We start from the raw sequence: 14495 nt of genomic DNA on the forward strand, positions 1-14495 counted from the left end.
TCACGTCAGGTGCCGGAATGACTTCAAGGGGCCGCCGGAACCATACCCGGAACCGCCCGCCCCCTGCAACCAAGCCTTGGCGTCGGCATGTGGTTGTCATAGCCGCACCCCGCCGCGCAGGGGGCGTCGCCGTCACGCCGCGCGCGGCTGCACCTCGTCCGCGACCCGGTTGCCGAGCTGGCGTTGCGCCAGTTCCAGGTCGTAATGGCTTTGCAGGTTCATCCACGACTGGGCGTCGGTGGCGAAGTAGCGGGCCAGACGCAACGCGGTCTCGGCGCTGATGCTGCGGCGGCCGGCCAGGATCTCCGTAACCCGGTTGGGCGGCACGCCGATGTCCTTGGCCAACCGGTAGGCGGTGAGCCCCAGCGGCTCAAGCCACTCGGTTCGCAGGATCTCGCCGGGATGGATGGGGCCGGTTGGCGTGCCGTCCGGATCGGCCACGCCGGTTAGATCCACCCGGCCCGCTTCCAGATCTTCGATACGGATGCCCATCGTCACGATCCTCAATGATAGTCCGTGAACTCCACGTCGTGGGCGTCGCCGTCCCGCCACACGAAGCAAATGCGCCATTGGTCGTTGACGCGGATGCTGTGCTGGCCGACACGATCACCCTTCAGCGCTTCCAGCCGGTTGCCCGGTGGCGAGCGCAGGAAATCGAGTGTCGCGGCGGCGTGAATCAGGTCGAGCTTTCGTTTGACACGCCGTTGCGCATCCGCCGGGACGCCCTTGGCCGCCCGCCCGAGGAAGAGAGCCGCCGTCCGCGCGTCCGCGAAACTCTTGATCATCCTTTATGTATGCGATGCGTATATAAGTCCGTCAAGCGGATTGTGTACGCTCCGCGGATATGGCCGGACAGCTCACCCCCGTCCCACCCAGGCCGCAGTAGCCGTGGGGGTTCTTGGACAGGTACTGCTGGTGATAGTCCTCGGCGAAGTAGAAGGGCGGCGCATCGCGGATCTCCGTGGTGATCGTGCCGAGGCTCGCCCCCTTCAGCGCCCGCTCGTAGGCGGTGCGCGAGGCCTCGGCCGCGGCCCGCTGCGACTCGGTGTGGGTGTAGATGGCCGAGCGGTACTGCGTGCCGACGTCGTTGCCCTGGCGCATGCCCTGCGTCGGGTCGTGGCTCTCCCAAAAGATTTTCAGCAGCTCCTCGTAGCGGACCTTGGCTGGGTCGTAGACGACGCGCACCATTTCGGCATGCCCGGTGCGTCCGCTGCACACCTCGTCGTAGGTGGGGTTCGGCGTCTCGCCGCCCTGGTAGCCGACGGCGGTGACCCACACGCCGGGCACCTGCCAGAACTTGCGTTCCGCGCCCCAGAAGCAGCCGAGGCCGAAGTCGGCGACCTCCAGCCCGGCGGGGTAGGGCGGCTTCAGCGGGTTGCCGTTGACGTGGTGGCGGTCGGGCACGCGCATCTCCTGGGAGCGGCCGGGCAGCGCCTCGGCGGCGGTGGGGAGCGTGAGGGGCTTGCGGAGAAACTGTGTCAGCATGGCGGTCCGGCCTCCCGTCCGGTGTCGATCTTTGTCTTGTATGGGCTTTAGGGGCATAGGTTGGGCCGTTGGGCCGCAACGGCAACCCTGACCTTGGGGACACCCCGCACACTGCGGGGTCTTGGCGGAGCCTCGACGGCTCCCGATTGTTAAGGGGTGCGAAGACACACCATCGGGAGGCCGCAGCATGCCCATCGACGAATCCGCCTACCGCCGCCTGGAGGAGGAAGCCGCCCGGCGCGGCGGCCGCATGAGCGTGGAGGATCTGGGCCGCATCCTGCCCATCGACTCCATGCCCGCCACCGAGGTCGCCGAGGTGGTTGACCGGCTGGAGCGCGCCGGCATCGACGTGGACCTCGACCCGATGCTGACCCGCCCGCACCCGGACGCGACCACCGGCAACAGCGAGGGCGTCGTCGATCTGGCGAGTCCGGCGGCCCCGGCGATCTCCGCGCCGAACGTCCGCCCGACGACGCAGGCCGACATCGTCGCCATGGGCGACCCGCACCCGCACGCCCGCCGCGGCCACCGCCGCGCGCCGACCTGGAACGTCGATGGCATCGAGATGCTGCCCATGCTGGCCATGGGCATCGTGGCGCTGGTGCTGATCGTGGCGATAGGCAGGCCCCTATAGGGCCACCTCGTCCATTTCGTCCTCCGCCGCGGCCACCTCCGCCACCGCGGTGCGCACGGCGTTGCGCCCGGCGCGCTTGGCGTCGTAGAGCGCGGCGTCGGCGCGCTTCATGGCGTCCTCGATGGACGGGTCGGTGGGGCACCACTCGGTCACGCCGAGGCTGATGGTGCAGGTGAAAGGCACACCGTCGCGCCCGGTGAACGGGGTGGCGGCGACCGCGGTGCGCAGCCGCTCGGCGGTGGTCGCCGCACCCTCCAGCGCGGTGTCGGGCAGCAGCACCACGAACTCCTCGCCGCCGAACCGGCCGAGATGGTCGGAGGCGCGCAGCACGGACTGGAACACGCCGGCCAGCACGCGCAGCACCTCGTCACCCACGGCGTGGCCGTGCGTGTCGTTGACCTCCTTGAAATGGTCGATGTCGACCATCAGCACGCTCAACGGCCAGCGGTGCCGGCGCGCCAGCGCGGTGTCGCGCTCGGCCACGGCGGTGAAGTGCCGGCGGTTGGAGACGCCGGTCAGCGCGTCCTGCATGGCCAGCCGCTCCAACTCGGCGTTCGAGCGCTCCAGCGCCGCCGTGGTGTCGGCCAGCGCCCGCTCGGCGCGGCGGCGGTCGGTGACGTCGTGGACGATGGAGTAGAGCAACTCCTGCTCTCCGACCTGGATGGGGCCGGAATACACCTCGACGTCGCGCACCTCGCCGGACGCCAGACGGTGGCGGAAGTGGAAGTGCGAGCGTGCGAGGGCCGTGGCGAGCGCCATCTCGGCGGCGACCTCGTCCGGCGTCAGGCAGTTGATGTCGGTGATGTGCAGTGTGGTCAGCGTCTCCTTGGGCCAGCCGTAGAACGCCGCCGCCGCGTCGTTGGCGTCGACGATCCGGCCATCGGCCGAATCGATCAGCAGCTCCACGGCCTTGGCGCCGGTGAACAGGCGGCGGTAGCGATGCTCGCTTTCGCGCAGCGCCGCCTCGACCCGGCGGCGTTCGGCGCGCTCGCGCTCGCGGGCGATGCCCAGCGCCAGCTTGGCCGCCAGTTCGCGCAGCAGGGCGACCTCCTCCGCACCGAAGGCGTCGGGCTGTGTGGCGTACACGCACAGCGCGCCGATCACGTGCTCGCCGGTTTCCGGCTCGCCGGCCCCCCGATCATCAATGGTGTCGCCGATGGTCAGCGGCAGGCCGATGCACGACGCGAAACCGCGTCGCATCGCCGCGTCGCGCCAGTGCCCGAACCGCGGGTCGGTGCCGATGTCGTGCACCACCATGACGCGGCCGGTGCGGATCGCCGTGCCCATGGGGCCGAGGCCGCGCTCGGTGTCGGCCCAGGACAGCGACAGGCCGTCGACATAGCCCGAATCCTCGCCGGCCCGTGCCATGGCGCGGATGGACTTGTCCGCGTCGTCCACGGCGTAGCCGACCCAGGCCAGCCGGCAGCCGATTTCCTCGACGATGGCCGAGCAGATCTCGGCCAGCAGCGCCGGCTCCAGCAGATCGCGGGCGAGAACGTCGCTGCACCGGCTGGACGCGGCGAGCGCCTGGGTGCGGCGGCGCAGCGCCTCTTCCTGCCGGCGGCGTTCGGTGATGTCCACGGCGGTGCCGCCCAGAAGGAGGCGCCCGGCCGAATCGCGGAACGGGAACTTGGACACCAGCCAGACGGTGGTGCCGCGCTCGTTCGTGTGGTCCTGCTCGAACAGGCCGGGGATGCCGGTCTCCAGCACCGCGCGATCGTTGCGCATCAAGGCGCCGGCGGTGTGGGCCGGCCACAGCTCCTCCGTCGTGCGGCCGAACCACTCCTTTTCTTCGAAGCCGAAGGCGCGGCGGAAGGCGGCGTTGGTGTAGAGCAGACGCCCCCGCTCGTCCTTCAGGAAGGCGATGGCGGGGGAGTTGTCCATGAACATGTGAAAGCGCGCCTCGCTCTCGTCGAGCGAGGCCTGCCCGGCCAGCCGGGTGCGGGCGACGTTCAACTCCTGCTCGCGCCACAGCGCCACCAGCACCGCCGCCACCAGCACCAGTCCGACGGCGGTCAGCGCCATCACCTGGTTGCGCTCGGCGGCGATGGCGTCCTCGATCCCCTGGAGTTCCAGGCGGGCAACGAGTTGCCAGGAGGTGTCAGGCACGGCGCGCGCCAAGGCGAGTACCGGGCGGCCGGCCTCGTCGCGGGTCGCCACGGCGGTCTCGCCGGCCCGGCGCGTCTCGGCGTAGGCCGTTGGCGAGGCGGGGCCCAGACGCTCCAGCGTGCCGAGATGCGCACCGGCGCCGATAATGGGCGTATCCCCCGGCTGGTCGGGCACCAGCCGCAGATCGACGCGCGGGCCGGAGGTCTCGACGCTTTGCAGATACCCGGCCAGCGGGCGCGTGGCGTCGTAGTCCAGCACGATGACGCCGACCGGCTCGCCCGAACCGCGGCGGCGCAGGGGCACGGCGGTGTGCAGATTCAGCCCGGCCTGCGGTGCGGCGCCGTTGCGGATCATCAGGTCGGACATGGCGACACGGCGGCTGGACAGCGTGCGGCGCACCAGCGCCTCGTCCGACGCGGCGGCCGGCGGATTCGGGCGGGCGTCGGAGCGCAGCCATTCCCGACCGGCGCCGTCGTACAGCGTCACGGCGTGGTAGCCGTACCCCTCGCGCAGGGCGTCGAGGCGCGCCGACAGCGTGGCGATCCGGTCTTCCGAGGCGATGCCGCCGAACAGCTCGTCGATCCATTCCGCCAGCACGGCGTCGCCGTGGATGGCGGCGGCGTCGGCGGCACGGTTGCCCTGCCATTCGACGAACTGCTCCATGCGCAGATCGGCGACGGTGGCGAGCTGGCGGGCTGCGGCGCTGCGTTCCGCCGCGGCGAATCCGCCGATGGTCCACCACGCCGCACCGACGACGGCCGCCGTCAGCACCAGGAACGCGACGACGAGCACCCGCGGGCTCAGCCGCGTGGGCGCGGCGGCGCTGGCGCCCGCGGGCGGGGTCGCGGCATCGGCGATGGCGGCGGTGTCCGTATCCGGAACCATGCGTGCGGGCCTGGGGGTGGCGGGAAGCGGAGGCCGGTGTCGGCGCTCCGCGCTCATACTGTAATGTTTGCTACACCAAACGTCCTATCGTTTTATCTGATTTATGTCATGTATGCGGACGAAGAATGTGGCCCGGCCGCCGCTTACCCCGGTGCGCAGGCAACATCGTTACTTAGAGCGTTTTCCGGTCCATCGTGAAGCCCCTCCCCCCTTGCGGGGGAGGGGTTAGGGAGAGGGGGACTTACGCCCGGCAGGGCGGAAGATAAATTCCTGGCCGGCTTCGCCGGCGCCACCCTCTCCCCAACCATCGGCGCTTGCACGCGCCGATCCCGTCGAGGGAGAGGGGCTTTAGGCCGGCTAGGAAACAGCTCTAGCCGGCGTGCGCCCGGCCAGCGTGTGGATCAGGATGGCCGCGGTGGCGGCGACGTTGAGCGACTGCACGTGGCCGGAGCCGGGGATCATGACGACATCGTCGCAGGCGGCGAGCGTCGCCGCCGGCAGCCCCTCCTCCTCGTTGCCGAGGACGATGGCGGCCGGAAGACGGCCGGGCTTGCCCGCCGCCATCGGGCCGAGCGGCTTGGCGCGCTCGCTCAGCGCCGTGCCGACCACCCGGTAAACGCCCTTGAGCCGCTTCAGCGCGATGGCGAAGCGTTCGGCGCGGTAGACCTCCACCCACTCGAAGCCGCCCTCGGCGACGCGGTAGCTGGCCTCGGACGGCAGCGCCTGACCGGAATGGTCGGAGACGACCAGCCTGGGCACCCCGAAGAACGCCGCGGTGCGGACGATGGCGCCGAGATTGTGCGGGTTGCCGACGCCGTCGAGGATCAGCAGCGGCCGTCCGTCCGCCGCCCAGCCCTTCGCGGCTTCCGGGTCGAACGCCGGGACCGGGCGCGGCTCGATCAGCGCCACCACGCCGCCGTGCATGGGCGTGCCGGCGACGCGCGCCAGTTCCTCGCCCTCGACCATGCGGTAGGGCCGGCGCGCGTGGGCGAGCTGCGTGCAGAACGCGCCGACCTCGCCCTTCAGCCGTTCGTCGAAGAACAGCCGCTCGACGCGTCCCGGCTCGCGCGCGAACAGCGCCGACACGGCGGCGAGCCCGGCGACGCGGAACAGCTTGCGCGGTTCCTCGCGCTGGATGGGGGCGGCGTGAACCGGCCGGCCGGGCGCGCGGGCGCGGGTGCGGGCAGGGGCGGGCTTGCGGGGGGCGGGGGGCTTCGGCATGGCCGCAGTGTGGCGCATACCGCGCCGAATCGCCACCACCCGCCGCAGCCGCAGCCTATATCCGCCGGTGCGGCCGGCGCTTCAGCCCGGCGTAGGCCGCCGCGGCGGCGACCGCCACGCCGGCCATCACCGCGGGGGCGCTCCACAGGGGCCGAGGCGTCTGGAAGCCGCCATGCACGTCGCGGCCCTCCTCCATGGGCTCGAACAGGTTGCCGTCGCTGACCGGAGCGGGCGGCGTCCGGCTGAAGTGGCGGCGGGCGCCGTAGCCGGCGATCCGCTCGACGAGGCGCGGCGCCACCGCGTGGCCGAGCAGCGCCAGCTTGGCGAGCGCCCCCACGGTGACGCGCGGGCGCGGCTTCAGCGCCAGCGCGACGATGGTTTCGGCCACGTCCTCCGGGTCGTCGTAGAACGGGCTTTCGGGCTCCAGAGCGTGGCCGGTGTAGTTGGCGCCGTGCCGCAGGCCCGGCGTGCCGGTGAACGAGGGGTAGACGCCGCAGACATGGATGTCCGGCGCGTCGCCGGCCTCGGCGCGCAGGCTTTCCAGCAGGCCCTCCAGGCCGAATTTGCTGGCGGCGTAGGCGGCGGCGAAGGGGGCGGGCGCGTAGGCGCCGACCGACACGGTGTTGATCAGCACGCCGAAGCCCTGGCGGCGGAACACCGGCATGACGGCGTGGGCACCGTAGAGCGGGCCGAGCAGGTTGGTTTCGATTACCCGGCGGTGCGCCTCGATGGGGGTTTCCTCGAAGCGGCCCACGGCGCCGATGCCGGCGTTGTTGACCCAGACGTCGATGGTGCCGAACGCTTCGATGGCGCGCTCGGCGAGGTCCTTCATCGCGCCGGCGTCGGTGACGTCGGTGGGCACCGCCACCGCCTCGGCACCCAGCGCCCGGCATTCGTCCGCCACCTCCTCCAGCAAGCCCTTGCGGCGCGCCGCCAGCACCAGCCGCGCGCCCTGGCGCGCGAACGCCTGCGCGGCGGCCCGCCCGATGCCGCTCGACGCACCCGTCAACACGACCGAGGCGCCCTGCAATCCGTCCATAACGCTGTTCCTCCCATGACTCCGTCACAGGCAACAGCGCGAGGGGCGTGGGCGTCTCGGCTACAGCAGCTTCACCACCAGGAATCCGCCGACCAGGGCGATGGCGAAGACGCTGGTGACCAGCGTCAGGCGCTTTTCGATGAAGTCGCGGATCGGCGTGCCGAACCAGTACAGCAGCGCGGTCACCAGGAAGAACCGCATCGAGCGCGAGAGGATCGACGCGCCGATGAACACCCACAGATCCAGCCGCGCCACCCCCGCGGTGATGGTCAGCAGCTTGAAGGGGATCGGCGTCATGCCCTTGATGATGATGATCTGGGCGCCGTACTCGACGAAGGTCTGGCGCAAGACCTCGAACCGCTCGCCAAGATGGTAGAAGTCGATGACCCAGCGGCCGATGGTCTCGTACAGGAAATAGCCGATCATGTAGCCGACGATGCCACCCACCACCGAGGCGACGGTGCACAGCGTGGCGATGCGCCATGCGTTCCGGCGGTCGGCCAACACCATCGGAATCAGCAGGATGTCCGGCGGCAGCGGGAAGAACGAGCTTTCGGCAAAGGACACCGCCGCCAGCCAGCCCCGGCTGTTCTTCGAGGCGGCCTTTTCCATCGCCCAGTCGTAGAGTCGCTTCAGCATTGCCCGTCGCGGTTCGTAGCTGCAGTGCCGCGGTTCTAGCCCGGAGCGCCGCCGCTGGCTACGGCCAATTTGAGGGCAAGGGCGGATGCGCCGCCGGGCTACCCCGGTTCAGTCCAATGGGTTCAGTCCGGGGCGTTGCCGATGCGGTCGCAGTCGCCGTCCTTGTGGCCGGGCTCGGCGCGGTCGCGGGTGTCGGGGAAGGACCCGCCGCCGCCGCTGTACTCGTCGCAGCGCGGCGGCATGGTGATGTCGGCCTTCTTCCTGGCGTCGTCGGGCTTCCTCTCGGGGGTGTCGCCGTTCATGTCCTGTCTCCTGCCGGGGAACAGCAAGGCCAACAGGAGCCGGCACTCCCGGTTCCGCACTCTACCTATGGCGCGGCGAACGCCGCCTCCGCCCGCACGGCCAGATCGTCGCCCGGCCCCGCCGCCCACAGCGCAAGGCCGTCGCCCTCCGGCCGGGCGTTGAGCGTAAAGGAACCGGTGTCGAACACCGGCGCCAGCACGCGATAGGCGAAGCGCGCCAGAATCCGCCCCGGCCGCACCCGCCCGGCAAGGTCGAGCAGCAGCGTTGCGATCAGCGGCCCCTGCACCACGAGGCCGGGATAGCCCTCCTCCTCCATGGCGTAGCGGCGGTCGTAGTGGATGCGGTGGCCGTTGAAGGTCAGCGCCGAATAGCGGAACAGCAGGGTTGGGCTCGGGTGCACGGTCTCGCTCCACGCCGCGTCCGTTGGGGCGGGCTCGGGGGCTGGCGGGACGACGCCGGCGGGCTGGTGGTCGCGGTAGACGATGTCGTGCTCCTCCACCAGCGCCACGCCGTGCGGGCCGCTCACGGTGTGGCGCACCAGCACGAAGACCAGTTCGCCGGTGCGGCCGGTGCGCACCTTGATGTCGGCCACTTCGGACAGGCGCTCGGCGGCGTCGCCGACGCGCAGGGGGCCGTGGAAGGTCAGGCGCCCGCCGGCCCACATGCGCCGCGGCAGCGCCACCGGCGGCAGGAACCCGCCGCGCCGCGGGTGCCCATCGGGGCCGAGGCGGCTCATCGGGGCGGCGCCGCGGAAGTACAGCCAGTGCGCGCCGGGCGGCAGCGGATCGCCGGGCTGCGGCGGCGCGTCCTCGCGGTCCAGCGTCGCGGCCAGCCCCGCCAGAGGCCAGGGGGAGAGGGTATCAAGGCGCCGCGTGGTGCGGCCGATCCAGGAGCGCAGCGCGTCCGCGTCGGTCAAGGGAAGGGGCCTGTCGCAGGGGATGTCCGGGATTAACCTTACTTGCAACAGGGCCGTACGCCAAGTGCCCGACGTTGTACGTGCCTAACGCACCTTCGGCGACACGTCGCCCATGGACGCCGAGGCCGGCACGTACGGCGACGCGTACAGGCCGTCCACCTTGGCCGCCATGATGAAGTCGTTCTCGTGCAGGCCGTTGATCTTGTGCGTCCAGAACTCGACCGTGCAGTAACCCCAGCCGTGGTGGATGTCGGCGTGGTGGCCCTCCTGCTCGCACAGGTCGCCGACGCGCATGGCGAAGTCCTGCGCCTCCCGGAAGTCCCTGAATTTGAAGGTGCGCAGCAGCCGGTCGGGGTTCTCGGCGGTGCCCCAGCCGGGCACCTGGACGAGGTAGCGCTGGATCATCGTGCGGTCCAGGGGCGGGACGCCGCCACGGCACGGCTCGCAGGTGCCGGACGCGAGGTCGCACATCATGCCGGACTCGTCACGGGGCGGCTGGGGGCGGGGCTGCTGAGCGGTCGCCATCGTCTGTCTCCCTTGTGGTGCACAAGGTCACCTGGGGTCCACGCGCCGCTTCGGCAAGCCTGCGTTGAGGCCGGGCGCGGGCTGGGCTATAGCCCTTTGGTGAACCCTTGCCGCGTTCCTCCTGTTCTTGGGCGGAACGACCAGCCACGGATGCCCGACATGAACACCGAGTGGCCCTTCGTCGATTACCAGTTCCCCACTCTGCCGCCGGAGGGCCGCCGGCTCGCCATCGTCGGCGAGGCGCCGGGGGCCGAGGAGGTGCGCCAGGGCATCCCCTTCGCCGGGCGCAGCGGCCAGCTTCTCAACGAGAACCTCAAGGCCGCCGGCATCGAGCGGGCGCGCTGTCTGGTCGCCAACATCTTCCGCCGCCAGCCGCCGGGCAACAAGGTCGGGCTGTTCTTCGCCTCGCGCACGCGGGCCAGGAAGGAGGGAACCGCCATCGACGAGCGCTGGGGAACGTTCGGCACCTCCGACTGGCCGCTGGCGCAGTTCTCCGCCGACATCGAGCATCTGCAACGCACGTTGCAGGAGTACGGGCCGGCGGTGATCGTGGCGCTGGGGCGCACGCCCACCTGGGCGCTGACCGGACAGAACGGCATCATGCAGTTGCGCGGCACGGTGCTGCCCTGCCGGCTGGTCGAGGGCGCCGAGGTGGTGCCGACCTTCCACCCCAGCTACATCCTGCGCGGCCAGCTGGTCGAGCAGCCCACCTTCCTCGCCGATCTCAAGCTGGCGATGGCCCGCCTTTCGCGAGGGTAACTGGCCTTCCGTCCGGCTTTACGCCCGCTCCATCCGGGGGTATTCCTCGGTTGAGCGTGGGGGAAGAACACGGGGGAGAGTGGGCCGATGTTTCTCGACTGCTCGGACCAGATCGCCGGCAACGAGCCGCGCCTGTCGAACGGCGTCGCGGTCGTCGATGTGGACGGCGACGGAGCGTTCGAAGTGGTGGTGGCCGGCTACGGCACCGCCAACCTCGTCCTGAAGTGGGACGGCGGGCAGCTCCGCGACATCGCCGACCCGGTGCTCGCCGATCCCTCGCGCAAGGCCGTGGGCGTGGCCGCCGCCGACATGGACGGCGACGGGCGCGAGGAGATCTACGTCCTCAACGCCGATTGCGGCGGGCAGGCCGACGAGACCTGCGACCGCCTGTTCGCCGGCTTCGGGAACCGCTGGTTCGACCTGCTGAGCCAGTCGGAGAACGCGTCGGCCGCCAACCGGCTGCCCGGCCGCTCGGTCGCCGCCATCGACCGCGAGGGGCGCGGGCGCTACGGCTTCGTCATCGCCACCGAAGGTGCGCCGCTGCGCCTTTATGAACTCAGCCGCCGCGGCCGGCTGGTGGACGTGGCGGAGGAGGCGGGCATCGACCTCATCGGCATCGGGCGCGGGTTGGCCTGCGCGCCGCTGCTGGGCGACCACATGGACATCGTCGCGGTTAACGAGGCCGGCCCCAACTACCTGTTCCGCAACCTGGGCGACGGCACCTTCGAAGACATCGCCGGAGAGCGCGGCATTGCCGACTCGCGCAACGCGGCGCGCGGCGTGGCGGTGCTGGACGCCGACGGCGACGGGCTGCTCGACCTGCTGATCGGCAACTGGGAAGGGCCGCACCGGCTCTACCAGCAGCGCGCCGGGGGCGGCTTCGTCGACGCGGCGAACGCCGACCTGTCGCTGCCCAGCCGCGTGCGCACGGTGATCGCCGCCGATTTCGACAACGACGGCTATGAGGAGCTGTTCTTCAACAACTTCGGCGAACCGAACCGCCTGTTCGCCTGGCGCGACGACGCGTGGACCGAGATCGACCTGGGCGACGCGGTGGAGGCCAAGGGCTTCGGCACTGGCGCCGCGGTGGCCGACCTGGACGGCGACGGCCGGCTGGAGCTGATCGTCAGCCACGGCGAGGCGGACGCGCAGCCGCTGTCGCTCTACCGCACGCTGCCCAACGGGAACCGCTGGCTGCGCGTGCAGCCGCTCACCGCCTATGGCGCCCCGGCGCGCGGGGCGGTGGTCACCTGCACCGCCCGCGGGCGGCGGCAGACGCGGGTGATCTGCGCCGGTTCCGGCTATCTCTGTCAGATGGAGCCGGTGGCGCACTTCGGCCTCGGCAGCGCCGACGCGGTGGAGCAGGTCGAGGTGCGCTGGCCGGACGGCGTGGCGGCCATCATCGACAACCCGCCCATCGGCCGGGTGCTGACGGTGCCGCATCCCCCGGAGTGATACGACGCGCTTGCTCTTGCCGGCGTTTTTGTTATAGGATTACGTTCCTCGTCGAGGAGCCGCGTCCGCGTAGTGCGGAACGAATGGAACACCCTCTGCACACTGTTCCATAGTGTTCCACAGCGTTCCATCCAGCGCCGCACCCCCGGCCCAAGCCGTTGATTTTCAACAAAACTGTGGGTTGCCGCGAAACGACAACGAAACACCCGCGGCCCCCAATGAAACGCGACGTTTCATGCCGGACGGGAGCCCCCTGTAATATTTCAGGTCCGTAATAAATTTTAACCTTTTCCCGTCCCGCGTGCGGACATATTGTGCCGCCGGCCGCGCTTTCCTTGATCGGAAGCCGGCTGGAGAGATGAAGGTTTTGAAACAAAGAGTCCCGGGCATCGATCTCGGGGCCATCCGAGGCATCCATGGCACGACGCGACGGCCACCTCACCGGGGTGGAGCGGTTCTTCGATGCTGACGAGGTGATCGTCAGCAAGACGGACCTGAAGGGGCGCATCACCTACGCCAACCGCGTGTTTCAGCGCGTGGCCGGCTATGGCGAGGAGGAACTTCTCGGCCAGCCGCACTCCATCGTCCGCCACCCGGACATGCCGCGCTGCGTGTTCAAGCTCCTGTGGGACACGCTGGCGACCAGGCAGGAGATCTTCGCCTACGTGATCAACCGGGCGCGCAACGGCGACCATTACTGGGTCTTCGCGCACGTCACGCCGAGCTACGACGAGGCCGGGCGGGTCGTCGGCTATCACTCCAGCCGCCGCGTGCCGGAGCGTTCGGCCATCGACAAGGTGGCGCCGCTCTACCGCACGCTGCTGGAGATCGAGGGCAAGCACAGCGACCGCAAACAGGGCATGGAGGCGGCGTTCGCCACCGTCGTCGGGCTGCTGACGGAGAAGGGGATTGGGTATGACGAATTCGTCTTCTCTCTCTAGGGCCTTGGCGCTGGCGCTGCTGGCCGGCGCGCTGGTGGCGGCCGGGCTGGCGGCGGACGCGCTGAACCTGGGCGGATCGGCGCTGCGGCTGGCGCTGGGTGGCCTGACGCTGGCGGCGCTGGCCGGGGCGGCGGTCTTCCTGAGCCGCGCCGCGCGGGCGGTCGATCGGGCCGGCGCGGTGTGCCGCGCCATCGCTCGCGGCGACTTCGAAGCGCGCGTCGTCCACGTGCGCGAGCGGGGCAATCTGGGCGAGCTGTTCCACGCCTTGAACGACGTCATTGACCGCACCGACGCCTTCGTGCGCGAGGCGGCGGCGTCGATGGACCACGTCTCGGCCAACAAGTATTTCCGCCGCATCGTGCTGAAGGGCATGCAGGGCAGCTTCCTGCACGCCAGCCGCACCATCAACGCCGCCAGCGACGCCATGGCGGCGAAGGTCAAGGGCTTCGCCGGGGTGGCCGAGCGCTTCGAGGGCCACATCCGCCAGGTCTGCGCCGAAGTGGCGAGCACCGCGCACCAGCTGGAGATGTCCGCCCGCACCATGGAGACCGCCGCGCAGACCGCGACCGGCAAGGCGTCTTCGGTCGCCGCGGCGGCGGCGCAGACCGGTTCCAGCGTCGGCGGCGTGGCGGCGGCCACCGAGGAGCTGTCGGCGTCCATCGGCGAGATCGCGCGTCAGGTCGGGCAGGTCGCCAGCGTTGCCTCCGGCGCGGCCGGCGAGGCGGAGCGCACCAACGGGCTGGTCGGCAACCTGTCGGGCGCGGCGCGCACGGTGGGCGACGTGGTGACGCTGATCAACGACATCGCGTCGCAGACCAACCTGCTGGCGCTCAACGCCACCATCGAGGCGGCGCGGGCCGGCGAGGCCGGCAAGGGTTTCGCGGTGGTAGCGCAGGAGGTCAAGCGGCTGGCCGACCAGACCGGCAAGGCGACCGGCGAGATCGCCCAGCAGATCGCCGGCATCCAGTCCTCGACCGAGCAGGCGGTGGACGCCATCGTGGGCATCGGGCGGACCATCCAGGACATCAACGCCATCGCCGGCGGCATCGCCGCCGCCATCGACCAGCAGGGCGGGGCGATTCACGAGATCGTCCACAACATGGAGCACGCGGCGGCCGGTACCCGCGCGGTGTCCGACGACATCCGGGACGTCACCGACGCCGCGTCGCGCACCAGCGGCACCGCGCACGAGGTGTCCGCCGCGTCGGAGCAGATGGCCGCCCAGGCCGACCGCCTGACCCAGGAGGTGCAGGTGTTCCTCGACGAGATCCACAAGGTGGCGTGAGGGCGGGGCCTTTCACAAGAAAACGGGCCACAAAGAAAACGGGCCGCCCCCTGGAAGGGACGGCCCGTCGTGCATGGTGCGACCGGTCGTCAGCCGCGGGTGGTGCCCGGAGTGGAAACGGTGGGCTTGGCGACCGTGTCGGTCGCCGGCGTCTGCGGAAGGCTGACGCTCTTGTGCGTCGGCGAGCAGTCTGCGCTGGCGATCCCTGCCGTCAGCAGAACCGCAAGGCCGAACGCCGCAGCGATGACCGGGGTTGCTCCATGAGACATTGGATCACCTCCTTTCCGTTTGTTGAACCG

At 70.6% G+C, this 14495-nt stretch carries 16 protein-coding genes; 5 read left to right on the top strand and 11 right to left on the bottom strand.

All coding sequences use genetic code 11. The features are described 5' to 3' along the window. Positions 1-132: 132 nt before the first annotated feature. From ACSVDD_RS06905 to msrA, 3 genes are read right to left on the bottom strand one after another with little or no spacing between them, the layout of a single operon-like run. Positions 133-492, bottom strand: a complete 360-nt coding sequence (locus ACSVDD_RS06905) for a HigA family addiction module antitoxin (RefSeq protein WP_448188588.1) — start codon at positions 490-492, stop codon at positions 133-135. 11 nt (positions 493-503) lie between these two features. Then, complete coding sequence (locus ACSVDD_RS06910; RefSeq protein WP_448188589.1) at positions 504-785, bottom strand: type II toxin-antitoxin system RelE/ParE family toxin; 282 nt, start codon at positions 783-785, stop codon at positions 504-506. 31 nt (positions 786-816) lie between these two features. Then, on the bottom strand, positions 817-1485 hold the full coding sequence (gene msrA / locus ACSVDD_RS06915; RefSeq protein ID WP_448188590.1) for a peptide-methionine (S)-S-oxide reductase MsrA: 669 nt from the start codon (positions 1483-1485) through the stop codon (positions 817-819). A 187-nt stretch (positions 1486-1672) separates the two neighbouring features. Between msrA and ACSVDD_RS06920 the strand changes: the two genes are divergently transcribed. After that, positions 1673-2119, top strand: coding sequence for a hypothetical protein (locus ACSVDD_RS06920; RefSeq protein WP_448188591.1), 447 nt, complete (start codon positions 1673-1675; stop codon positions 2117-2119). Here ACSVDD_RS06920 and ACSVDD_RS06925 read toward each other — a convergent pair. The 7 genes from ACSVDD_RS06925 to ACSVDD_RS06955 form a co-directional block, all read right to left on the bottom strand. After that, positions 2114-5113 carry a diguanylate cyclase gene (locus tag ACSVDD_RS06925; RefSeq protein ID WP_448188592.1) on the bottom strand — a complete coding sequence of 1000 codons (3000 nt, stop codon included), beginning with the start codon at positions 5111-5113 and terminating at the stop codon, positions 2114-2116. The two genes, ACSVDD_RS06920 and ACSVDD_RS06925, sit on opposite strands and share 6 nt — an antisense overlap. Positions 5114-5470: 357 nt before the next feature. Continuing rightward, the gene (locus ACSVDD_RS06930; RefSeq protein WP_448188593.1) at positions 5471-6352 is read right to left on the bottom strand and encodes a TrmH family RNA methyltransferase; all 882 of its coding nucleotides are present in this window, start codon (positions 6350-6352) and stop codon (positions 5471-5473) included. Between the two features lie 37 nt (positions 6353-6389). Then, positions 6390-7373, bottom strand: coding sequence for an SDR family oxidoreductase (locus ACSVDD_RS06935; RefSeq protein WP_448188594.1), 984 nt, complete (start codon positions 7371-7373; stop codon positions 6390-6392). A gap of 60 nt (positions 7374-7433) precedes the next feature. Next, positions 7434-8012 (bottom strand): YqaA family protein, encoded by a 579-nt coding sequence (locus ACSVDD_RS06940; protein WP_448188595.1) that lies wholly within the window; start codon positions 8010-8012, stop codon positions 7434-7436. Between the two features lie 122 nt (positions 8013-8134). Beyond that, positions 8135-8314: a hypothetical protein gene (locus tag ACSVDD_RS06945; RefSeq protein WP_448188596.1), complete on the bottom strand. Its 180-nt coding sequence runs from the start codon at positions 8312-8314 to the stop codon at positions 8135-8137. A gap of 65 nt (positions 8315-8379) precedes the next feature. After that, positions 8380-9231 (bottom strand): HTD2 family dehydratase, encoded by an 852-nt coding sequence (locus ACSVDD_RS06950; protein ID WP_448188597.1) that lies wholly within the window; start codon positions 9229-9231, stop codon positions 8380-8382. Positions 9232-9315: 84 nt separating this feature from the next. Further along, a complete protein-coding gene (locus tag ACSVDD_RS06955; protein ID WP_448188598.1) occupies positions 9316-9756 on the bottom strand; it encodes a 4a-hydroxytetrahydrobiopterin dehydratase in 441 nt (146 codons plus the stop codon). A 159-nt stretch (positions 9757-9915) separates the two neighbouring features. Between ACSVDD_RS06955 and ACSVDD_RS06960 the strand changes: the two genes are divergently transcribed. The 4 genes from ACSVDD_RS06960 (at position 9916) to ACSVDD_RS06975 (ending at position 14196) form a co-directional block, all read left to right on the top strand. Continuing rightward, the gene (locus ACSVDD_RS06960; protein WP_448188599.1) at positions 9916-10515 is read left to right on the top strand and encodes a uracil-DNA glycosylase; all 600 of its coding nucleotides are present in this window, start codon (positions 9916-9918) and stop codon (positions 10513-10515) included. 87 nt (positions 10516-10602) lie between these two features. Beyond that, positions 10603-11970, top strand: a complete 1368-nt coding sequence (locus ACSVDD_RS06965; protein ID WP_448188600.1) for a CRTAC1 family protein — start codon at positions 10603-10605, stop codon at positions 11968-11970. A gap of 416 nt (positions 11971-12386) precedes the next feature. Further along, positions 12387-12911 (top strand): PAS domain-containing protein, encoded by a 525-nt coding sequence (locus tag ACSVDD_RS06970; RefSeq protein ID WP_448188601.1) that lies wholly within the window; start codon positions 12387-12389, stop codon positions 12909-12911. Continuing rightward, positions 12886-14196, top strand: a complete 1311-nt coding sequence (locus ACSVDD_RS06975) for a methyl-accepting chemotaxis protein (RefSeq protein ID WP_448188602.1) — start codon at positions 12886-12888, stop codon at positions 14194-14196. Before ACSVDD_RS06970 ends, ACSVDD_RS06975 begins: the two co-directional genes overlap by 26 nt. A gap of 89 nt (positions 14197-14285) precedes the next feature. Here ACSVDD_RS06975 and ACSVDD_RS06980 read toward each other — a convergent pair whose 3' ends face one another. Next, on the bottom strand, positions 14286-14465 hold the full coding sequence (locus tag ACSVDD_RS06980; RefSeq protein ID WP_448188603.1) for a hypothetical protein: 180 nt from the start codon (positions 14463-14465) through the stop codon (positions 14286-14288). Between the last annotated feature and the right edge of the window lie 30 nt (positions 14466-14495).

The organism is Azospirillum terrae (assembly GCF_053470425.1).